Origin of the sequence: Pseudomonas sp. NPDC007930 (assembly GCF_042958985.1) — a bacterium.
Lineage (GTDB): Bacteria > Pseudomonadota > Gammaproteobacteria > Pseudomonadales > Pseudomonadaceae > Aquipseudomonas.
In genome coordinates, this window is sequence record NZ_JBIBKC010000002.1 from 591,022 (window position 1) to 612,342 (window position 21,321).

Annotated in this window: 19 protein-coding genes; 8 read left to right on the forward strand and 11 right to left on the reverse strand. The window is 64.8% G+C overall.

Annotation, left to right across the window (positions count from 1 at the left end):
* Positions 1-6: 6 nt before the first annotated feature.
* From ACFZCE_RS07210 to hmpA, 6 genes are all read right to left on the reverse strand, one after another.
* Positions 7-339: a cytochrome o ubiquinol oxidase subunit IV gene (locus ACFZCE_RS07210; RefSeq protein WP_390937399.1), complete on the reverse strand. Its 333-nt coding sequence runs from the start codon at positions 337-339 to the stop codon at positions 7-9.
* On the reverse strand, positions 339-965 hold the full coding sequence (locus ACFZCE_RS07215; protein WP_390937401.1) for a cytochrome o ubiquinol oxidase subunit III: 627 nt from the start codon (positions 963-965) through the stop codon (positions 339-341). The genes ACFZCE_RS07210 and ACFZCE_RS07215 overlap by 1 nt, the downstream gene beginning before the upstream one ends.
* A gap of 3 nt (positions 966-968) precedes the next feature.
* Positions 969-2,990 carry a cytochrome o ubiquinol oxidase subunit I gene (gene cyoB / locus ACFZCE_RS07220; protein WP_390937403.1) on the reverse strand — a complete coding sequence of 674 codons (2,022 nt, stop codon included), beginning with the start codon at positions 2,988-2,990 and terminating at the stop codon, positions 969-971.
* Between the two features lie 3 nt (positions 2,991-2,993).
* The gene (cyoA, locus tag ACFZCE_RS07225; protein ID WP_390937405.1) at positions 2,994-3,932 is read right to left on the reverse strand and encodes a ubiquinol oxidase subunit II; all 939 of its coding nucleotides are present in this window, start codon (positions 3,930-3,932) and stop codon (positions 2,994-2,996) included.
* Positions 3,933-4,480: 548 nt separating this feature from the next.
* Positions 4,481-4,993, reverse strand: coding sequence for a disulfide bond formation protein B (locus ACFZCE_RS07230; protein WP_390937407.1), 513 nt, complete (start codon positions 4,991-4,993; stop codon positions 4,481-4,483).
* A 91-nt stretch (positions 4,994-5,084) separates the two neighbouring features.
* Positions 5,085-6,242 carry an NO-inducible flavohemoprotein gene (hmpA, locus tag ACFZCE_RS07235; protein WP_390937409.1) on the reverse strand — a complete coding sequence of 386 codons (1,158 nt, stop codon included), beginning with the start codon at positions 6,240-6,242 and terminating at the stop codon, positions 5,085-5,087.
* Between the two features lie 148 nt (positions 6,243-6,390).
* Between hmpA and norR the strand changes: the two genes are divergently transcribed.
* The gene (gene norR, locus ACFZCE_RS07240) at positions 6,391-7,905 is read left to right on the forward strand and encodes a nitric oxide reductase transcriptional regulator NorR (RefSeq protein WP_390937411.1); all 1,515 of its coding nucleotides are present in this window, start codon (positions 6,391-6,393) and stop codon (positions 7,903-7,905) included.
* 73 nt (positions 7,906-7,978) lie between these two features.
* Positions 7,979-8,872 carry a chemotaxis protein CheW gene (locus ACFZCE_RS07245; protein WP_390937413.1) on the forward strand — a complete coding sequence of 298 codons (894 nt, stop codon included), beginning with the start codon at positions 7,979-7,981 and terminating at the stop codon, positions 8,870-8,872.
* Here the strand turns inward: ACFZCE_RS07245 and ACFZCE_RS07250 are convergent, their stop codons facing one another.
* Positions 8,873-9,163 carry a hypothetical protein gene (locus ACFZCE_RS07250; protein WP_390937415.1) on the reverse strand — a complete coding sequence of 97 codons (291 nt, stop codon included), beginning with the start codon at positions 9,161-9,163 and terminating at the stop codon, positions 8,873-8,875. It lies immediately after the preceding gene.
* A gap of 221 nt (positions 9,164-9,384) precedes the next feature.
* On the opposite strand from ACFZCE_RS07250, the gene ACFZCE_RS07255 reads away from it, so the two are divergent.
* The 5 genes from ACFZCE_RS07255 to ACFZCE_RS07275 all read left to right on the forward strand — a co-directional run bounded on the left by ACFZCE_RS07255 (position 9,385) and on the right by ACFZCE_RS07275 (position 17,423).
* The gene (locus ACFZCE_RS07255) at positions 9,385-10,545 is read left to right on the forward strand and encodes an efflux RND transporter periplasmic adaptor subunit (RefSeq protein ID WP_390937417.1); all 1,161 of its coding nucleotides are present in this window, start codon (positions 9,385-9,387) and stop codon (positions 10,543-10,545) included.
* Positions 10,542-13,649 carry a multidrug efflux RND transporter permease subunit gene (locus ACFZCE_RS07260; protein WP_390937419.1) on the forward strand — a complete coding sequence of 1,036 codons (3,108 nt, stop codon included), beginning with the start codon at positions 10,542-10,544 and terminating at the stop codon, positions 13,647-13,649. The genes ACFZCE_RS07255 and ACFZCE_RS07260 overlap by 4 nt, the downstream gene beginning before the upstream one ends.
* Positions 13,624-14,301 (forward strand): heavy metal response regulator transcription factor, encoded by a 678-nt coding sequence (locus ACFZCE_RS07265; RefSeq protein ID WP_390937421.1) that lies wholly within the window; start codon positions 13,624-13,626, stop codon positions 14,299-14,301. Before ACFZCE_RS07260 ends, ACFZCE_RS07265 begins: the two co-directional genes overlap by 26 nt.
* Complete coding sequence (locus ACFZCE_RS07270; RefSeq protein WP_390937423.1) at positions 14,291-15,670, forward strand: heavy metal sensor histidine kinase; 1,380 nt, start codon at positions 14,291-14,293, stop codon at positions 15,668-15,670. The genes ACFZCE_RS07265 and ACFZCE_RS07270 overlap by 11 nt, the downstream gene beginning before the upstream one ends.
* A 208-nt stretch (positions 15,671-15,878) precedes the next feature.
* The gene (locus ACFZCE_RS07275; RefSeq protein ID WP_390937425.1) at positions 15,879-17,423 is read left to right on the forward strand and encodes a diguanylate cyclase; all 1,545 of its coding nucleotides are present in this window, start codon (positions 15,879-15,881) and stop codon (positions 17,421-17,423) included.
* A gap of 24 nt (positions 17,424-17,447) precedes the next feature.
* Here ACFZCE_RS07275 and ACFZCE_RS07280 read toward each other — a convergent pair whose 3' ends face one another.
* Positions 17,448-17,903, reverse strand: coding sequence for a PA2169 family four-helix-bundle protein (locus ACFZCE_RS07280; protein WP_390937427.1), 456 nt, complete (start codon positions 17,901-17,903; stop codon positions 17,448-17,450).
* Positions 17,904-18,102: 199 nt separating this feature from the next.
* Between ACFZCE_RS07280 and ACFZCE_RS07285 the strand changes: the two genes are divergently transcribed.
* Entirely contained in the window at positions 18,103-18,315 is a 213-nt protein-coding gene (locus ACFZCE_RS07285) for a putative quorum-sensing-regulated virulence factor (RefSeq protein WP_390937517.1), read from the forward strand.
* 12 nt (positions 18,316-18,327) lie between these two features.
* On the opposite strand, the gene ACFZCE_RS07290 is transcribed toward ACFZCE_RS07285, so the two are convergent.
* Genes ACFZCE_RS07290 through zwf form a run of 3 tightly spaced genes read right to left on the reverse strand, consistent with a single transcriptional unit; the run spans position 18,328 to position 21,202 of the window.
* Positions 18,328-18,990: a bifunctional 4-hydroxy-2-oxoglutarate aldolase/2-dehydro-3-deoxy-phosphogluconate aldolase gene (locus tag ACFZCE_RS07290; protein WP_390937429.1), complete on the reverse strand. Its 663-nt coding sequence runs from the start codon at positions 18,988-18,990 to the stop codon at positions 18,328-18,330.
* Between the two features lie 42 nt (positions 18,991-19,032).
* On the reverse strand, positions 19,033-19,749 hold the full coding sequence (pgl, locus tag ACFZCE_RS07295; RefSeq protein ID WP_390937431.1) for a 6-phosphogluconolactonase: 717 nt from the start codon (positions 19,747-19,749) through the stop codon (positions 19,033-19,035).
* The gene (gene zwf / locus ACFZCE_RS07300) at positions 19,736-21,202 is read right to left on the reverse strand and encodes a glucose-6-phosphate dehydrogenase (RefSeq protein WP_390937433.1); all 1,467 of its coding nucleotides are present in this window, start codon (positions 21,200-21,202) and stop codon (positions 19,736-19,738) included. Before zwf ends, pgl begins: the two co-directional genes overlap by 14 nt.
* Between the last annotated feature and the right edge of the window lie 119 nt (positions 21,203-21,321).

The following is a 21,321-nucleotide window of genomic DNA, read 5'->3' on the forward strand; positions in this document are numbered from 1 at the left end:
CTTCCCTCACTTCGCCATCATGAAGTGATGGATGCTGAACATGATCCACAGCGACAGGCCAACCAGGAACGCGATGATCACCGCCGAGAAGACGAAGGCGATCACGTTCCAGCGTTGCTCCGACGAGCGATCCAGGTGCAGGAAGTAGACCAGGTGAACGATCACCTGAACCACCGCGAACACCAGGATGATCGCCAGGATGGCGTCTTTGGACATCGACCCGGCCATGACCAGCCCGAACGGGATCACCGTCAGGATGACCGACAGCACGAAACCGATCATGTACGACTTGAAGCTGCCGTGGCTGGCGCCGCCAGCGGAATGATTGGAGTTAGCCATTACAGGGCCCCCATCAGGTAGACAACGGTGAACACGCAGATCCAGACAACGTCCAGGAAGTGCCAGAACAGGCTGAGGCAGCTCATGCGGGTCTGGTTCGTGGCGGTGAGGCCCTTCTTCGAGATCTGCGCAATCAGTACCGCCATCCACAACAGGCCGCTGCTCACGTGCAGGCCGTGGGTGCCGACCAGGGTGAAGAAGCCCGACAGGAAGCCGCTCTTGTCAGGGCCGTAGCCCTCTTCGATCAGCTTGTGGAATTCGTTGATTTCCATGCCGATGAAGCCGGCGCCGAACAGGAAGGTCACGAACAGCCACAGCAGCACGCCGCTTTTGTTGCCCTTGTGCATGGCCAGCATCGAGAACCCGAAGGTGATCGAGCTGAACAGCAGCAGGAAGGTTTCGACCAGAACGTAGTCCAGTTCGAAAATCTCGTGGCCCGACGGGCCGCCTGCAACGTTCCCGCTGAGCACCGCGTAGGCGGCGAACAGGCACGAGAACAGAATGCAGTCTGTCATCAGGTAGATCCAGAAGCCGAAGACGGTCATGCCCCCGGCGTCGTGGTGGTGGTCATCGTGCCCATGGTCGTGGCCGTGCGCAGCATCACCGTGAGTTACTGTATTGGACATGTGTTATGCCTTCTCCATCGAGGAGTTCACGCGCGCACCCGCCGAACCGGCGTGGGCGTTTGCCAAGGTTTTCAGCCGTTCTGCTTCGATACGGGCCACTTCGTCGACCTGCACGTAGTAGTCGATGTCGTCGTCGTAGCTGCGGATGATCAGGGTCACGATCATGCCGACGAAGCCCAGGCCGACAGCCCACCAGATGTGCCAGATGAACGCGAAGCCGAAGATCAGGCTGAACAGCGCGATCAGGAAGCCCATGCCGGTGTTGCGTGGCATGTGGATCGGCTGGAAGTGCGCGGCTTTTTCGGTGGCCTGCGAACGTTCCTTCATGCCCCAGTAAGCGTCCAGATCAGAAACAGCTGGCACTTCGGCGAAGTTGTAGAACGGAGGTGGCGAAGAAGTCGACCATTCCAGGGTACGGCCATCCCACGGGTCGCCAGTCAGGTCTTTGTTCTTCTCGCGGTCGCGAATCGAAACGAAGATCTGGATCAACTGGCAGGCGATACCGGCGGCGATCAGCAGGGCGCCGACCATTGCCAGGTGCAGCCATGGGGTCCAGTCCGGGTTGTCGGTGTGGTTCAGGCGGCGAGTCATGCCCATGAAGCCCAGCACGTACAGCGGCATGAAGGCGAAGTAGAAACCGACCAGCCAGAACCAGAAGGAGGCCTTGCCCCAACGCTCGTTCAGGGTGAAACCGAAGGCTTTCGGGAACCAGAAGGCGAAGCCCGCCAGGTAACCGAACACGGCGCCGCCGATGATCACGTTGTGGAAGTGGGCGATCAGGAACAGGCTGTTGTGCAGTACGAAGTCAGCACCCGGTACCGCCAGCAGCACGCCGGTCATACCACCGATACTGAAGGTCACGATAAAGCCTACCGTCCACAGCATCGGCGTTTTGAACTCGATGCGGCCGCGGTACATGGTGAACAGCCAGGTGAAGATCTTCACCCCTGTCGGAATCGCGATGACCATCGTCATGATGCCGAAGAAGGCGTTGACGTTGGCACCCGAACCCATGGTGAAGAAGTGGTGCAGCCAGACGATGAACGACAGCACGGTGATCGCGACCGTCGCCCAGACCAGCGAAACGTAACCGAACAGGCGCTTCTTGGCGAACGTCGAGGTGACTTCCGAGAACACACCGAACGCTGGCAGGATGAGGATGTACACCTCGGGGTGACCCCACGCCCAGAACAGGTTGACGTACATCATCGGGTTGCCACCAAGCTCGTTGGTGAAGAAGTGCATGCCCAGATAACGGTCAAGCGAGAGCAGGAACAGGGTAGCGGTCAGGATCGGGAACGACGCGGCGATCAGGATCGCGGTGCACAGGCAGTTCCAGGTGAAGACAGGCATCTTCATCAGGGTCATGCCAGGGGCGCGCATCTTCAGGATGGTGACGATGAAGTTCACGCCGGTCAGCAGGGTACCGAGGCCGGAGATCTGCAGCGACCAGATGTAGTAGTCAACGCCGACCCCAGGGCTGTATTGCAGCCCCGCCAACGGTGGGTACGCAACCCAGCCGGTCTTGGCGAACTCGCCCACACCCAGGGAGATGTTGACCAGCAGCACGCCGACCACGAAGAACCAGAAGCTCACCGAGTTCAGGAACGGGAAGGCCACGTCACGGGCGCCGATCTGAAGCGGCACGACGATGTTCATCAGGCCGATCATGAATGGCATCGCCATGAAGATGATCATGATCACACCGTGGGCGGTGAAGATCTGGTCATAGTGCTCAGGCGGCAGGTAGCCGGTGGAGCCGCCGGTGGCGACCGCCAGCTGCGAACGCATCATGATGGCGTCGGCGAAGCCGCGCAGCAGCATGATCATGGCGACGGCGATGTACATCACGCCGATCTTCTTGTGGTCGACCGAGGTCAGCCACTCGGTCCACAGGTAACCCCACTTCTTGAAGTAGGTGACCGCGCTCACAACACCCAGGCCAAGAACCGCGACGATGGCGAGGGTCACCATCACTATCGGCTCATGGAAGGGTATCGCTTCCAGACTTAGTTTACCGAACATCTCTTACTCCTCTGCCCCAGCAGCTGCGTGCGTGCTCATGTCCATCCCGCCCATGTCGGCCGTTTCGCCTTTGTGCTCGCCATGGCCCTTGCCTGGGTTCATACCTTCGTACTTGTCGACGATGGTCTGGAACAGGTTAGGAGCGAACGAGGCGTACTGCTCGACCGGGTTGTTCTCGCTCGGCTTGAGCAGCGCATCGTACGTAGCCGCATCGAGCGTTTTAGACGAACCTTTCACTTCATTGACCCAGCTGTCGAAATCAGCCTGGGAGGTGGCCGTGGCCTTGAATTTCATGCCGGTGAAGCCTGCGCCGCTGTAGTTCGCGGAGATACCGTCGAACGTGCCGTTTTCATTGGCGATCAGGTGCAGTTGCGTGGTCATGCCGGCCATGGCGTAGATCTGGCCGCCCAGCGCGGGAATAAAGAAGGAGTTCATCACCGAGTCGGAGGTGATGCGGAAGTTGACCGGGGTGTTAGCCGGGAACACGATCTTGTTGACCGTGGCGATGCCTTGTTCCGGGTAGATGAACAGCCATTTCCAGTCGAGCGAAACGACTTCGATGGTCACCGGCTTCGCTTCGTGGTCCAGCGGGCGGTACGGATCGAGGTGGTGGGTGGACACGTAGGTGACCCAGCCCAGCGCGGCAACGATCAGCAGCGGCACGCCCCAGACGACCAGTTCGATCTTGGTGGAGTGGGCCCACTCAGGCGCGTAGGTCGCGCTTTTGTTGGAGGCACGGTACTTCCAGGCAAAGGCGAAAGCCATGACGATGACCGGAACGACGACCAGCAGCATCAGCACGAAGGCGGTGATGATCAGGTTGCGTTCGTCGATACCGACCTGCCCTTTCGGGTCGAGCAGGGTCCAGTCGCACCCGCTGAGAAACAGCATGCCGATGAACGGCAATATGCCAAATAGTCTGGGGTAACGCTTTTTACTCATCTCACGACCTCTAAGCAGCTTGCTTCAATGCAATGTGTGTTGTGATCGCCAACACTTCGTCCTGCCAAGCGTCAGCATTTCTCGAGACTATTGCGGGCGTGCCAAAAGATCAGCTACTGCGTAGGCAGACCTGTTATGCACGGTACTCTCTTGCTGTGACTCGTCGATTATAGGCAAGTCGCCCGATCGCGCCCCATTCCCTTGGAGCGGACAATCATGAAGGGTATCTACCCGACCTCCCGCGGGGGCTGGCGAAACGCTTCAACCAAGCGCTATGCCCTTGATTTCAGCGGGTCGCGGAGGGAGCCCGAGCAGAAATTGCCGCGATTGTAGTGAGCTAACCCCACATTGAATATGGCTTATGTAGCAACAGTTACTTTCGAATTATGCAACAATCCGGGGCGTTTTCAAGCCCTTGCGACACGATGTCGCACCCTGCGCGCAGGGGCTGAAAGCCACGGTTTCCGGGGGTTTCAGAGTATTGCCGGGTTGCCCTGGGAAAAAATGCCCCTGCGCCAAGGCGGGGCATTTTTTGTACCCGGCACGATTCATGATAGGGCGCGACGGCGGTTGTGGATCACGCCCAACGGTACCAGCACCAAGGTGAGCACAAAGGCCACCAGGGCCCACTGCGGCAGCGACAGGCCCAGCAGGGGTGGGTAAGGGGTCACGCAGAAACCGCGCACTTCGAACACATCCGGCAACCAGCGCGCCGGTGGCAGGCTGTCGACGATCGGCATCAGCAAATCGGCGCCGCAACTTTCGGTGGGGTGCGCCAGCACCCAGGCGTGGTTACCCGCGGCCACGATGCCGCCCACCGCGCTGAGCACCACCAGGGCCTCGAAGAAGGTCATGCTGCGTTTGCCCGGCATGGCCGCGGCCAGGAAGGCGAACAGTGCGATGAACAACAGCGCATAGCGTTGCAGGATGCACAATGGGCAGGGCATTTCGCCCAGGGCCACCTGCAGGTACAGCGCGCCGCCGATCAAGGCCAGGCAGATCACGCCCAGCAGCACCAGAAAACGCCGTTCACGCGCCAGGCGCTGTTTCAGCTCAGTCATGGGGTATCCCGGTCATCCAATACGCTCAATGGGGGCGGCTACGGTATCACCGTAACCGCCGCCAGTTAAGGCATGGCCCATTAATGCGGCATTAAGCGCCGCCGCGCAGCGCCTGGGCCGGGCCGAAGAACTCGTAGTGGATGTCGCCGTCTGCCACGCCCAGCCGCCCCAGCGTATTGAGCATGGCGGCCATGAACCCGCTGGGGCCGAGCAGGTACACCTGTGCCGCGGCCGGCAACCATTCGGCCAGCTGGGTGTGGCCCACGTGGCCGTTGGCATGGCTGTACCAGTGCCGCAGCGTGATATTCGGGTAGCGCGCCGCCAATGCTTGCAGCTCACCGGCAAAGCCCTGCACCGCGGGCTCCCGCGCACAGTGCACGAACATCACCTCACGCCCTTCGCGGGCGGCCACCTCGAGCATCGGCAAGGTCGGCGTGATGCCCACCCCGGCACTGAGCAACAGCAACGGCCCGCTACCTGGCCGCAGCACGAAGTCGCCCGCCGGGGCGAGCAGCTCGAGGGTACCGCCTACCTGCAACTGGTCGTGCAGGTAGGTAGACACCCTGCCCTGCGCCACCCGCTTCACGCTGATGCGGTAGCCCACGCCGTCGCACAGGGCCGACAGCGAGTAGTTACGGCGGTGCTCCACCCCCTCTATATATAGCCTTACGCCCAGGTACTGGCCGGGCAGCGCCTGCAGCACCGCGCCGCCGTCGCAGGGTTCGAAGTAAAACGAGGTGATCTCACGGCTCTCAGCCTCCCGCCGCGCCAACCGGAACGGCCGCGCGCCCAGCCAGCCACCGGGGCGGCTGGCGTTGTTCTGGTACTGTTCGCCCTCGGCGCCAATCAACAACTGCGCCAACTGGCCGTAAGCGGCGCCCCAGGCTTCGAGCACGGCGGGGGTGGCCACCTCGGCGCCGAGCACTTCACTGATCGCCGCCAACAGGCATTGCCCGACCAACGGGTAGTGCTCCGGTTGCACCTGCAAGGCCACGTGCTTATTGACGATGCGCCCGACCAGCGGGCCGAGTGCCTCCAACTGGTCGATGTGGCGGGCGTACATCAGGATGCCATTGGCCAGCGCCCGCGGTTGCTCGCCGCTGGCCTGGTGGGCGGCATTGAACAATGGGCGCACTTCGGGGTGGTCGGCCAACAGCTTTTGATAGAAGTGCGTGGTCAGCGCCTCGCCTCCGGTTTCGAGCAGGGGTACCGTGGCTTTGATAATGGCGCGATGGGCAGAGGTCAGCATGGCGGGCTCCAAGGCTTAGGGAATGCTTGGCTTAACCACTTCAAAGACCGTGCCTACTGAATAATCCAATAAAAACAATAGTTTAAAAATTAAGTAGTCATAAAGACTCAACAGCATTATGGTCATATAGACCCAACGAGGAGTCATTATGACCTCATCCCACCTGCTGACCGCCCTGCTCCCACTGGTAGACGACCTAGCCCGCGAGCTCGACCCCGCCGAACGTTACCGCCGAGTGTTGCAGGCCTTGCGCGCGGTGGCCCCGGCCGATGCCGCGGCGCTGCTGAAGCTGGACGGCGAGTACCTGCTGCCGCTGGCGGTCGACGGGCTGAGCGCCGACACCCTTGGCCGGCGCTTCGAGGTGGCGCAACACCCGCGCTTCGCGCGCATCCTCAGCCAGCGCGAACCCACCCGTTTTGCCAGCGACAGCCCCTTGCCAGACCCTTACGACGGGCTGGTCGATGCCGTGCACGGCCACTTGCCGGTGCACGATTGCCTGGGCTGCCCGCTGTACATCGACGAGCGCCCCTGGGGCGTGCTGACGCTGGACGCGCTGGACCCAGCCCGCTTCGACGGCCTTGACCCGCACGTGCTCAGTGCCTTCGCCAGCCTGGCCGCCGCCAGCGTGCGCGCCGCCCAGCGTATCGAGCGGCTGGCGCTGCGCGCCGAGCACTACCGAGCGGCCCATGAAGAGCGCCCGATGATCGGCCAAAGCCCGGCCCTGCGGCGTTTGCAGGAGGAAGTCGGCATGGTCGCCAACAGCGACCTGAGCGTGCTGATCACCGGCGAGACCGGTACCGGCAAAGAGCTGGTAGCCCAGGCCCTGCACCGCCAATCGGCGCGCGCCGGGCAGCCGCTGGTCAGCCTGAACTGCGCGGCGCTGCCCGACACCCTGGTGGAAAGCGAGCTTTTCGGCCATGTGCGCGGCGCTTACACCGGCGCCAGCAATGACCGGCGCGGCAAATTCGAGCTGGCCGATGGCGGCACGTTGTTTCTCGACGAAGTGGGCGAGTTGCCCTTGGCCACCCAGGCCAAGCTGCTGCGGGTGCTGCAAAGCGGCCAACTGCAACGGCTGGGCTCGGACCGCGAACACCGAGTAGACGTGCGGCTGATCACCGCGACCAACCGCGACCTGGCGGAAGAAGTGCGTGCCGGGCGCATGCGCGCTGACTTCTACCACCGCCTCAGCGTGTTCCCGCTGCAGGTGCCGGCGCTGCGCGAGCGCGGCGCCGACGTGCTGCTGCTGGCCGGTTACTTCCTCGAACAGAACCGTGCCCGCCTGGGCCTGCGCGGGTTGCGCCTGGCCACCGATGCGCAACAGGCGCTGCTGGGCCATGACTGGCCGGGCAACGTACGGGAACTGGAACATTTGCTCAGCCGCGCGGTGCTGCGCGCGCGGGCGCGGCACGGGCGGGCGCCGGGGGTGGTAAGCCTGGCTGCCGCCGACCTGCAACTGGCCGCGGCACCCGCGGCGACCGCCGTGGCCCCAAACGCGCAGGCCGCCCCCGGGTTGGGCCTGCGCGCAGCGGTAGACGACTTCCAGCGGCAGTTGATCGGGCACAGCCTGGCCGAGCATGGCCAGCACTGGCCCAGCGTGGCCCGCGCGCTCGAACTGGACCGCGCCAACCTCAACCGGCTGGCGCGGCGCCTTGGCCTAAAATGAGGGCGTGCGCTTGGCTGGCCCTAAAGCTCCCCCCATTGCCGCCGATAGCAACCTATTGATTACGGTGATTCCAATGCCCACAGCCCATTCCCACGCCGATGCCCTGTCACTGCTGCTGTTTACCCTGCGCAGCGGCAAGCTGATGGCGATCAACCTGCTGAAGGTCAGTGAAATCATTCCCTGCCCGCCGCTGACCCGCTTGCCGGAGGCCCACCCGCACGTCAAAGGGGTGGCCACCCTGCGCGGCGTGCCGTTGTCGGTGATCGACCTGTCGCGCGCCATCGGCGAGAAACCCCTGGCCAACCCGGACCAAGGCTGCCTGATCGTCACGGACGTAAGCCGCTCGCGCCAAGCCCTGCACGTGCAGGCGGTGAGCAAGATTATCCATTGCCTGACCACCGACATCCGCCCGCGCCCCTACGCCAGCGGTGACCGGGCGTTCATCACCGGGGTGACCCAGGTCGATGGGCAATTGGTGCAAGTGCTCGACATCGAGCGGGTGATCCACGCCATCGCGCCCTCGGAGATCAAGTCCGAAGCCGACGCGCTGGCCATGGAAGAGGCCGAACTGTTGGCCCAGGCGCGGATCCTGGTGGTCGATGACAGCCACGTGGCCCTGCAGCAGTCCACCCTCACCCTGCGCAACCTCGGCCTGGACTGCCGCACCGCGCGCAGCGCCCGCGAAGCGCTGGACATCTTGCTGGAACTGCAGGGCACGCCGGAGCAGATCAACATCCTCGTGTCTGACATCGAGATGTCCGAGATGGACGGCTTCGCCCTCACCCGCACCCTGCGCGATACGCCCGACTTCGCCGGCCTGTACATCCTGCTGCACACCTCGCTGGACAGCACCATGAACGCCGAGCGCGCGCGCGCCGCGGGCGCCAATGCGGTGCTGACGAAGTTCTCCTCGCCAGACCTGACCGACAGCCTGGTCCGTGCCGCGCGCGCCGTGCGGGCCGGCTGATCACAGGTAGATCAGGAAGGCCAGCGCGCTCAGCAAGCGCTGGGCCAGCCATTCGTTGCCGTGCAGGTTCAAGCCCACTCCAGAGCCCACCGCGAGCAAGGTAAGCAGGCGCAACAGCGGCCCGAACGGCCGGCCAAACACCCACAGCACCCCCACCGGCACCAACCACAGCGCGAGTTGGGTGCGGTAGGCCGGCTGCAGTGGCAGGCGTAGCAACGCGGCATAGGCCCCCAGCACCCAGAGGGGCATGAGCGGGGTGAAACTGAACAGAAAACGCAACGGGCTGAGCATCATGGGCACTCGTTTTTGTTAGGAAGTGCGCAGTTTCGTTTCCCGGTTTTTCTGCTTCTATTGGACGTTTCTGACAGTGCTGTAGGAAAAAGAGAAAAAATCGAGGCAATCGTTTCAGCAAGCTGGCACATAGCTAGCTGTCAGGGCTGTCAGTTTGCCGTCATGCTGGCGTCCTGCTCTACTCGTTATAAAAGCCCTCCACCTCTATAGATTGATTGCCGATGCGCCCACCCAAACGCCTGCTGGCCGCCTGCGCCGTACTTCTGGCCGCCTCGGCCGCCGCCTGGTGGTACAGCACCGCCAAACCCGCGCCGGCCCCGCGCAAGGCCGCCGCCATCCCGGTAAAAACCCTGCAGGTACGCCAGGCCGACGTGCCGCGCCTGGTGGCCGGTATCGGCACCGTGCAAGCGTTGCAAAGCGTGACCATTCGCCCCCAGGTGGACGGCATACTGGCCAAGGTGTGGGTGCGCGAAGGGCAGTTCGTGGAGAAGGGCCAGCGCCTGGCCAGCCTCGACGACCGCGCGCTGCGCGCCAGCCTGGACCAGGCCCTGGCGCAACGGGCACAGACCCAAGCGCAGTTGAAGGTGGCGCAGGTCGACCTCAAGCGTTACCAGGCCCTGAGCCAGGATGACGGCATCTCCCGCCAGCAACTCGACGGCCAGCAGGCCCTGTATGACCAGCTCAAGGCCACCTTGCTCGGCAACGACGCCGCCATCGCCGCGGCGCGGGTGCAGTTGTCTTACACCCAGATCGCCTCGCCCCTGGCCGGGCGAGTGGGTATTCGCAACGTCGACGAGGGCAACTTCCTGCGCGTCAGTGACACCGCCGGGCTGTTCAGCGTGACCCAGCTCGACCCGATCAGCGTGACCTTCTCCCTGCCCCAGGCGCAGTTACCCACCCTGCAGCAGTTGCTCAAGGCCAGCCCGCCGGCCCCGGTCAGTGCCTTCAGCGGCGGCCAGCTCGACGGCGGCACGCCGCTCGCCAGCGGCCACCTGAGCCTGATCGATAACCAGGTCAGTAGCAGCACCGGCACCGTGCGGATCAAAGCCGAGTTCGCCAACCCGGACCAAGCCCTGTGGCCTGGCCAACTGGTGAATGTGCGCCTGCAAACCCAACTGCAGCGCGGCGCCCTGCTGGTGCCCAGCGGCGTGGTGCAGCGCGGCATCGACGGCACCTACCTGTACCGCCTCAACGGCGACAGGGTCGAGAGCGTGCCGGTCAAGGTGCTCGACCAGAGCAGCGACACCAGCGTGATCAGCGGGGTGGACGCCGGCGATACCGTGATCAGCGATGGCCAGTCGCGGCTCAAGCCCGGTAGCCAGGTGGAAGTGACCGCCTCTCAGCCCGAGGCCACCCGTACCGACCTGCAGGTGCAGCCGTGAGCCGCTCGCCGTCGGGCTGGTGCATCCGCCACCCCATCGCCACCCTGCTGCTGACTTTCGGCCTGGTGCTGCTGGGCGCGATCGCCTTCCCGCGCTTGCCGCTGGCGCCGTTGCCGGAGGCGGAATTCCCGACCATCCAGGTGACCGCCCAACTGCCCGGCGCCAGCCCGCAGACCATGGCCTCTTCGGTGGCCACGCCGCTGGAGGTGCAGTTCAGCGCCATCCCCGGCATGAGCCAGATGACCTCCACCAGCGCCCTGGGCTCGACCACCCTGACGCTGATGTTCACCCTCAACAAAAACATCGACGCCGCCGCCCAGGAGGTACAAGCGGCGATCAACACCGCCGCTGGGCGCCTGCCGCAAGACCTGCCCAACCTGCCCACCTGGCGCAAGGTCAACCCGGCCGACAGCCCGGTGCTGATCCTCGGCGTCAGCTCGGCGCAGATGACCGGCCCGGAGCTGAGCGACTATGTCGAAACCCTGCTGGCGCGGCAGATCAGCCAGATCGACGGCGTCGGCCAGGTCAACATCACTGGCCAGCAGCGCCCGGCGATTCGCGTGCAGGCCCAGGCCGACAAGCTCGCCGCCACCGGCATCACCCTGGCCGACCTGCGCCAGGCGATCCAGGCCACCAGCCTGAACCTGGCCAAGGGCGCGCTCTACGGCGACAGCCGGATCTCGACGATCTCGGCCAACGATCAGTTGTTCGACCCCGGCAGCTATGCCGACCTGATCGTTGCCTACCGCGACGGCGCCCCGGTGCGCATGCGCGACGTCGCCCAGGTGGCCGCCGGCGCGGAAAACGACTACGTGCAGGCGTGGTCCGAAGACCAGCCTGGGGTCAACCTGGTGATTTCGCGCCAGCCGGGGGCGAACATCGTCGACACCGTAGAGCGCATCCAGCAGGCGCTGCCGGGCTTGCAGGCGATGCTGCCGGCGTCGGTAAGCATCACCACGCTTAACGACCGCACCCAGACGATTCGCGCCTCGCTGCATGAGGTGGAGTTGACCCTCGGCATCGCGATCATCCTGGTGGTGGCGGTGATGGCGTTGTTCCTGCGCCAGCTGTCGGCCACGTTGATCGTCTGCGCGGTGCTGGGCGTGTCGCTGGTGGCCAGCTTCGCGCTGATGTACGTGCTCGGCTTCAGCCTGAACAACCTGACCCTGGTGGCGATCGTGATCGCCGTGGGCTTTGTGGTCGACGACGCCATCGTGGTGGTGGAGAACATCCACCGCCACCTGGAGGCCGGCGAGCCGCGCCAGCAGGCGGCGCTCAAGGGCAGCGCGGAAATCGGCTTTACCGTGGTGTCGATCAGCTTTTCATTGATTGCCGCGTTCATCCCGCTGCTGTTCATGGGCGGCGTGGTCGGGCGGCTGTTCAAGGAGTTCGCCCTCACCGCCACCAGCACCATCTTGATTTCCGTGCTGGTGTCGCTGACCCTCGCGCCCACCCTGGCGGCGCTGTTCATGAACGCGCCCAAGCCCCATGCCCCGGGCAAGCAAGGCTTCAGCGAGCGGCTGCTGGCCGGCTACGACCGGCTGCTGGTCAAGGCACTGGACCACCCGCGTACCCTGCTGGGCATCTTCGGCCTGTCGCTGGCGCTGGCGGTGTGCGGCTATGTGTTCATCCCCAAGGGGTTCTTTCCGGTGCAAGACACCGGCTTCGTGCTCGGCACCAGCGAGGCGGCGGCGGATGTGTCCTACCCCGAGATGCTCGCCAAACACCAGGCGCTGGCAAAAATCGTCGCCGCGGACCCAGCGGTGCGCACCTGGTCGCACTCGGTAGGGGTCACCGGCAGCAACCAGACCATCGCCAACGGGCGCTTCTGGATTTCCCTCAAGCCCCGGGAAGACCGCGACGTGTCGGCCAGCGAGTTCATCGACCGGATCCGCCCGAAGCTGGCCAGCGTGCCGGGCATCGTGCTGTATCTGCGCGCCGGGCAAGACATCAACCTGAGCTCCGGCCCCAGCCGCAGCCAGTACCAGTACGTGCTGAAAAGCAACGACGGCCCGGCGCTGAACGTCTGGGCGCAGCGCCTGACCGAAAAACTCCGCGCCGACCCGGCCTTCAGGGATATGTCCAACGACCTGCAACTGGGCGGCAACATCACCCCGATCCAGATCGACCGCCAGGCCGCCGCGCGCTTCGGCCTGACCACCAGCGACGTGGACCAGGCGCTGTACGATGCCTTCGGCCAGCGCCAGGTTAGCGAGTACCAGACCGACACCAACCAGTACAAGGTAGTGCTCGAACTGGACGCCGCCCAACGGGGCAAGGCCGAAAGCCTGAACTACTTCTACCTGCGCTCACCACTGAGCGGCGAGATGGTGCCGCTGGCGGCGCTGGCGCGGGTGGGCGAGCAACAGACCGGGCCGCTGTCGATTTCCCACGACGGTATGTTCCCGGCGGCCAACCTGAGCTTCAACCTGGCCCCAGGCGTGGCCCTGGGCGATGCGGTGGCGATCATCGAGCGCACCCAGAACGCCCTGGGCATGCCGGCCAGCATCACCGGCACCTTCCAGGGCGCGGCGCAGGCGTTTCGCAGCTCGCTGGCCAGCCAGCCGTGGCTGATCCTCGCCGCGCTGGTGGCGGTGTACATCATCCTCGGGGTGCTCTATGAAAGCCTGCTGCACCCGCTGACGATCATCTCCACCCTGCCCTCGGCCGGCCTTGGCGCGCTGGCGCTGCTGTGGGCGTGTGGGCAGAGTTTTTCGATCATGGCGCTGATCGGCCTGGTGCTGTTGATCGGCATCGTCAAGAAGAACGGCATCCTGTTGATCGACTTCGCCCTCAACGCCCAGCGCGAGCACGGCCTGAATGCCCGCGAGGCGATCCACCAGGCCTGCCTAGCGCGGCTGCGGCCGATCGTGATGACCACCCTCGCCGCGCTGCTGGGGGCGGTACCACTGATGCTCGGCTTCGGCGCCGGCGCTGAGTTGCGCCAGCCGCTGGGCATCGCGGTAGTGGGCGGCCTGATGGTCAGCCAGTTACTGACCCTTTTCACCACGCCAATCATATACTTGCAGCTTGAACGCGTGTTTCACCGGCCTGCCGCCGGCCACCTGGAGGGCCACCATGCGCATCCTGATCATCGAGGATGAAGAAAAAACCGCCGACTACCTGCACAAGGGCCTGACCGAACAGGGCTACACGGTAGACGTGGCGGCCGACGGCATCAACGGCCTGCACCTGGCGATGGAAAGCGACTACGCGGTGATCGTGCTCGACGTGATGCTGCCCCAGCTCGATGGTTTCGGTGTGCTGCGCGCCTTGCGCGCGCGCAAGCAAACCCCGGTGATCATGCTCACCGCCCGCGAGCGCGTCGAAGACCGCGTGCGTGGCCTGCGCGAAGGCGCCGACGACTACCTCGGCAAGCCGTTTTCATTCCTCGAGCTGGTGGCGCGCATCCAGGCGCTGACCCGCCGCAGCGGCAGCCACGAGCCGGTGCAGATCAGCGTCGGCGACCTGTGGATCGACCTGATCAGCCGCAAGGCCAGCCGCGCCGGCCAACGCCTGGACCTCACCGCCAAGGAGTTCTCGCTGCTCACCGTGCTGGCCCGCCGCCAGGGCGAGATCCTCTCGAAAACCGCCATCGCCGAGATGGTCTGGGACGTGAACTTCGACAGCGACGCCAACGTGGTCGAGGTGGCGATCAAGCGCCTGCGGGCCAAGCTCGACAGCCCCTTCGAGGCCAAACTGCTGCACACCATCCGCGGCATGGGCTATGTGCTGGAGAGCCGCGTTGCGCATTGATTCGATCGCTCTGCGCCTGGCCGGGCTGTTCGCCCTGGTGGCGCTGGCGGTGTTCATGGTGATTGGCGCGGCGCTGTACAGCCAGGTGAATAAAAGCTTCGACGTGCTGCCCAACGCCGAGCTCGAGGCGCGCTACAGCGTGCTGGAGTCGAGCATCAACCGCTTCGGCAACCCCGAGCACTGGGCGCGCTTTTCCAGCAAGCTCAACCTGCTGCACGAAGAAGACCGGCGCCTGCGCTTCTGGGTGGTCAGCGATGACCCGGCCTATGAATACGGCCACCCCAACGCCGCGCTGCGGCGCTTCGCCGAAGGCCCGCTGGGCATTCGCGAACTGCTGACCTCCGAAGACGGCGCCCCGCTCAAGGTGCTGGTCAGCGCGCTCGGCCCACGCGAGCAACGCCCGGCGCTGCGTTTTTTGATCGGCATCGACGTTGCCAACCTGCGCCAGACCCAGCACGACTTGCTGATCGCGTTGTTCGCCTGCGCGGCGCTGGGGGTGCTGCTGGCCAGCGTGCTCGGCTTCTGGGTGGCGCGGCTGGGCCTGCGCCCGCTGGTGAGGGTGTCGCGCCAGGCCCAGCAACTGGCGCCGCCGCGCCTGGCCGGGCGTTTGCGGCCCAGCCACCTGCCCCCGGAGCTGGAGCAACTGGTCAACGCCTTCAATGCCGCCCTGGGCCGGGTGGAACAGGCCTACGGGCAGCTAGAGTCGTTCAACGCCGACGTCGCCCACGAACTGCGCTCACCGCTGACCAACCTGATCGGCCAGACCCAGGTCGCGCTCACCCGCGGCCGCAGCGCCGAGCATTACTTCGAGGTGTTGCAGTCCAACCTCGAGGAGCTGGAACGGCTGCGCAGCATCGTCAACGACATGCTGTTTCTGGCCAGTGCCGACCAAGGCAGCAAGGCCGCCAACCTCAGCGCGCTGTCGCTGGCCGAAGAGGTGGCGGCCACGGTCGACTACCTCGATTTCATCCTTGAAGACGCCGGCGTAAGCGTGCAGGTACAGGGGGATGCCCAGGCCCTGGTAGAGCGCAACTACCTGCGCCGGGCGCTGACCAACCTGATCCATAACGCCGCCCAGCACTGCGAAGCGGGCCAGGTGATCAGCGTGGTGATCAGTGTGGACGCCGAGCAAGCGCGGATTGCCGTGAGCAACCCGGGGCCGGAGATCGCCGAAGCGCACCTGCCGCGGCTGTTCGAGCGCTTTTACCGGGTCGACCCGTCGCGCCATGGTGGCGCCGGCAACCACGGGCTGGGGCTGGCGATCGTCAAGGCGGTGGCGACCATGCACGGCGGCAGCGTGTTCGCCGGCAGCAGCGCGGGGGCCAACACCTTCGGCCTGCGCTTGCCCCGGGGCGGTGAAACGCTGTGAATTTTTGCGCCGTGGCCGAGCAGGCCAGGATCGGCGCCGGCTGCGTCACTGTTCTGTAACCTTCTAAAAACAAAGGGAAATACCCAGAAGTTGGCAGCCATCGCCCGGGCATTGGCCGGCAACGGCGTGGAAACCGCCGCTTGTGAGCCGGCGCGGGCGTCCCTATCATACCGGCGCCCACTTTTTGCCCCCGCGCCGCGCCCAGACAATGCCCAGCTCCGTACTCCGTTCCCGTGCCCACCTCGAGCGCCTGCTGTACATCGGCAGCCTGGCCGGCATCGTCGCGATCGTGGGGTTGGTCGCCTACCTGCTGGCCCGCGAGCACAGCCTGGCGCGCAGCGCGGCGGTGCGCAGTTCGAGCAACATCGCGCAGATGATCGACGCCGACGTGCAGCGCAACGCCGGCCTTTACGATCACGCACTGCTGGGGCTGATCGGCGCCATCCAGCACCCGGCCTTCAACCAGGTGCCGCCGGGGCTGCGCCGCGCCCTGCTGTTCGGCCCGGCGGTCAGCTCTCCGCTGCGCGGCGACATGCTCTGGGTCAATGCCCAGGGCCTGATCATCGCCGACTCGCTGGCCGAGCCGCCGCGCCAGGGAGACTTCTCTGCCTGGCCGGGGTTTATCTACCTGCGTGAGCACGACGACCACAGCCTGCGCATCAGCCCGCCGTTTCGCGACACCATCGGCAGCCTCGGCTGGTGCATCAGCTTCAGCCGGCGCATCAACGGCGCCGACGGGCAGTTCGCCGGGGTGGCCAGCGGCGCCCTGCGCCTGGACTACTTCAACGAGCTGTTCCGCCGCCTGAACATCGGCCAGGACAGCAGCGTGAGCTTGATCAGCGACGAGGGCTACATCCTCGCCCGCGAGCCGCAGTTGCCCGGCACCAACGTGGTGGGGCAGAACTTCGGGCAAACCCCGGGGATGAAGGGCTTTTTGATGGCCGAGCACAATGGCACCTTCACCCAGGTGTCTGGCATCGACGGCAAAGAGCGGCTGTACACCTATTCGCGGGTGGGCGACCTGCCGTTGAAGGTGGTGGTGGGCGTGGCCACCGCACAGGTATTCGGCCCGTGGCGGCGCACCGCGGCGATGGTTTGCGTGGCCACCACGGTACTGTGCGTGGGCATCTTCTGGCTGGCACTGGTGCTGACCCGCGAGCTGAGCCGGCGCCAGCGCGCCGAGCGCGACCTTGCCGCGCTGGCGATGACCGATGGCCTCACCGGCCTGCCGAACCGCCGCCGGCTCGACCACGCCCTGCAACTGGAATGGCTGCGCGCCCAGCGCTATCGCCACAGCGTGGCGATGCTGATGATCGACGTCGACCACTTCAAGGCCTTCAACGAGCGGTATGGCCACCAGGGCGGCGATGTGGCGCTGCGCGAGGTGGCCCAGGCCATTGCCCACTGCATCCACCGCCCGGCGGACCTCGCCGCGCGCTACGGCGGCGAGGAGTTCGCGGTGATCCTGGCGCAAACCGACCTGAACGGCGCGCTGATGATCGCCGAGTGCATCCGCGCCGAAGTCGAGCGCCGGCCGCCAGCCGGGCCGGGGCTGCCGCGGGTGACCGTGAGCATCGGCGTCAGCGCCCTCGGCGCGCGCCCCGGCATGCCCATCGATGGCCTGCTCAGTTGCGCCGACCAAGCCCTGTACATGGCCAAGGCCCAGGGCCGTAACTGCGTGGCAGCGCTGGAGGCGGGGCTGGCGAGCTTGCCCGAGGCGGGCGTGAAGCAGGCAAAAAAAAGCGCCGGCTAGCCGGCGCAATGAGGGTTCCAGCGTTTAGCTGGCACGAGCAATGTTACGCAGTGCCTTGATCTGGTCGTGGTTGCGCTGTACCCCGTGGTACTGGCGTTCGACGATCGAGTACACATTGGCGGGCAGCGGTTCGGCCAAGGCTTCCTTGTAGGCCTTCAGGGCGACGTCTTCACCGCGTTCGGCTTCATTGAGGATGGCCTCTTCGCTTTTGCCGGTGACCATCGCTTTGAGGTCGACCCAGCGGCGGTGCAGGTCGCCCGAGAAGCTGGTGGAGTCTTCCGGGTTGCCGCCCAGGGCCATCACGGCCTCTTGCAGCTCGCCGGCGGCGGTGGAGCATTCCACCGAGCGTTTTTCGAACAGGGATTTGAGCTCGGCGTTTTTAATATCGCCAGCACAGGTTTTGAACCCTTCCTGGCCGTCTTTGCAGGTTTCGATCAGGTGGTTCAGCACCGAGACAACGTCTTTACCGGACTTGGTCATTTTGGGTTCCTCCGTCAGATGATGGAAGAACTGTTGCAGCGGCCGTGCCAGAATTAACCAAAACAAAAAAACAAATTAAATCATACAGTTATAAATATTCATAAACTTTTCATGCGGTCTTTCTGCATGAACCCCCTTGACCTGCATTGCAAAATGCAAGTTCATTGCAAGTTCACAGCCACTTTTAATACACCAAACAATGAACCCTGAATTTCTTGAACTACTGGTCACTCGCACCATGCCTTTTGGCAAATACCAGGGGCGCCTGCTGGCCGATTTGCCCGGCGCCTACCTGGCGTGGTTTGCCCGCCAGGGCTTCCCCAAGGGGGAGCTGGGGCAACTCCTGGCGTTGATGCACGAGATTGACCACAACGGGCTGGGGGCATTGTTGGAGCCCTTGCGTAAACGCTGAGGGCCCCCTTGCCTAGCCCAGCAGGGCAATGGCCTCGCGGCTGCTCTGCTCGACCAGGTCCCACTGCCCGGCGGCGATCCAGGCTTTGTCGAGCATCCAGGTACCACCCACGCACATCACATTGGGCTGGGCCATGTAAGTGTTGAGGTTGCTGGTGTTGACCCCGCCGGTGGGGCAAAAACGTACGTCGCCGAACGGGCCGCCAAAGGCTTTGATCGCCGCCACGCCGCCGCTCACTTCCGCCGGGAACAACTTGAAGCGGCGGTAGCCGAGGGCGTAGCCCATCATGATTTCCGACGCGCTGGAGATCCCCGGCAGCAGCGGCACCGGGCAATCGACGCCGGCTTCGAGCATGTCCTGGGTGCAGCCTGGGGTGACCACGAACTGCGCGCCGGCCTCGACCACCGCGCCGAGCATGGCGCGGTCGAGCACGGTACCGGCACCCACCAGCAGCTCTGGGCGGTGATCGCGCAACAGCTTGATGGCCTTCAGGCCGTACTGCGAGCGCAGGGTCACTTCCAGGGCGGTCAGCCCGCCGGCGGCCAGTGCGTCGGCCAGCGGCAGGATTTCGCTTTCGGCGTTGATCACGATCACCGGCAAAATGCGCGCCCGCGCGGCCAGTTCGTCGATTTGCTTGACCTTGTCGAGCATGCGTTGTTGTTGTTCAGGCGTCATGGCGGTGGGTCCTTGGGCTGATCCTTGAGCGATGGCTGTACATCATGGGCACCAGTAAATATCCAGCGGTGCCTTGAGGAACGCGCGCACCGGCATCTCGGCGATCTCGCCGCCGGCCAGGGCCGCGCGCAACGTGTCGAGCTTGCCCGCCCCCTGGATCGACAGCACCGGGAAGCGCGCCGTGGCCAGCAGCGCGCGGGTCATGCTCAGGCGCTGCAGCGGCACGGCCGGGGCGGTCATCGGCACGCAGCGGCGCGGGTTGTGTTCATCCAGCGCCTCGGCAAGGCCGGGGCTTTGCGGGAACAGCGAGGCGGTGTGGCCGTCATCGCCCATGCCGAGGATCAGCACGTCGATGCCCGCCAGCGCGGCCAGGGCGCGGTCGGCGGCCTCGGCGGCTTCGGCCTGGGTGTGGGTGGCGTGGTACAGGCTGATGAACCGCGCCTTGCTCACCGGGCCCTGCAGCAGGTAGCGCTTGACCAGGCCTTCGTTGCTATCGGCGTGGCCAACCGGCACCCAGCGCTCATCGGCCAGGGTGATGGTCACCTGGCTCCAGTCGAAGCCGGCCTGGCGCGCCAGCGCCTGGAAGAACATCACCGGGCTGCGCCCACCCGACACCACCAGGCTGGCCTGGCCGTTGGCCTCGAGCGCCTGGCGCAGGCGCGCCACGGTGACCTCGGCCAGCGCGTCGGCGAGCAACGGCGGGCTGGGAAATTCGTGAGGGGCCACCCCTTGGGGCAGTTGCAGTTCAGATATCGCCATACCAGGATCTCCCGTCGCGGGTAATCAGTGCAATCGAGCTCATCGGCCCCCAGGACCCCGCCGCATAAGGCTTGGGCGCGTCGCCGGCCTTTTTCCAGCCGGCGATCAACTGGTCGCACCACTTCCACGCGTATTCGATTTCGTCTTTACGGACGAAGAGGTTTTGGTTGCCCTGCATCACTTCCAACAGCAGCCGCTCGTACGCGTCAGGGATTCGCGCGCTGCGGTAGGCGTCGGAGAAATTCAACTGCAGCGGGCCGCTGCGCAGTTGCATCCCCTTGTCGAGGCCTTGCTCCTTGGTCATGACCCGCAACGAAATGCTTTCGTCCGGCTGCAGGCGGATGATCAGCTTGTTGCTGATCTGCATGCGCTGCTCCGGGGCGAAGATGTAGTGCGGGGGTTCCTTGAAGTGAATCACGATCTGCGACAGCTTTTGCGGCATGCGCTTGCCGGTACGCAGGTAGAACGGCACGCCGGCCCAGCGCCAGTTGCGGATGTCCGCGCGCAGGGCGACGAAGGTTTCGGTGTCGCTGTGCGGGTTGGAGTTTTCTTCTTCCAGGTAACCCGGCACCGCGCGGCCTTCGCTGTAGCCCGCAATGTACTGGCCACGCACTACATGGGTGTGCAAGGCCTCGCCGGTGATCGGCTGCAGCGCCTTGAGCACCTTGACCTTTTCATCACGGATGGCGTCGGCGGAGAGGTCCGCGGGCGGGTCCATGGCGATCAGGCAAAGCAGTTGCACCAGGTGGTTCTGCACCATGTCACGCAGCTGCCCGGCCTTGTCGAAATAGCCCCAGCGGCCTTCGATGCCGACCTTCTCGGCCACACTGATCTCGACGTGGGAGATGTAGTTCTGGTTCCACTGGGTTTCGAACAGGCTGTTGGCGAAACGCAGGGCGATCAGGTTCTGGACCGTTTCCTTGCCCAGGTAGTGGTCGATGCGGTACACGCGGGTTTCCGGGAATACCTTGGCGACGGCGTCGTTGACCGTGCGCGACGAGGCCAGGTCATGGCCGATCGGCTTCTCCAGCACCACCCGGGTGCGCTCGGCCAGGCCGGCCTTGGCGAGGTTTTCGCAAATGCCGCCGTACAGCGCCGCGGGAGTGGCGAAGTAGGCGATCACCGTGGCGGCGTCGCCCACCCGCTCGGCCAGCAGGCTGTAGTCATCGGCGTTGAGGAAATCAACGTGCAGGTACTCCAGCCGCGCCTTGAAGCGCGCCAGGGCGGCGGCTTCGAGCTGCGCCTCGGGCACGAACTCCTTCAGGTGCTCTTCGATCTGCCCGAGGTGGAACGCCGCATCGCCCGGCTCGCGCGACAGCGCCAGCAGCCGCGTGTGCTCATGCAGCAGTTCGGCGCGCTCGAGCTGGTACAGCGCGGGGAACAGCTTGCGCAGTGCCAGGTCGCCCATGGCGCCGAACAGGGCAAAGGTGCAGGGTTCGGAAATCGAAAGCATGATATTGGTTTCTTTATCAAGTTGAACAAGTATTACCGGTTTGGGGGGCGCCCTTCAAGGCAGAATGTAGTAATAAAACAACATCGCCCGATTACCCGCACTTACCGGTGGTGATCGCG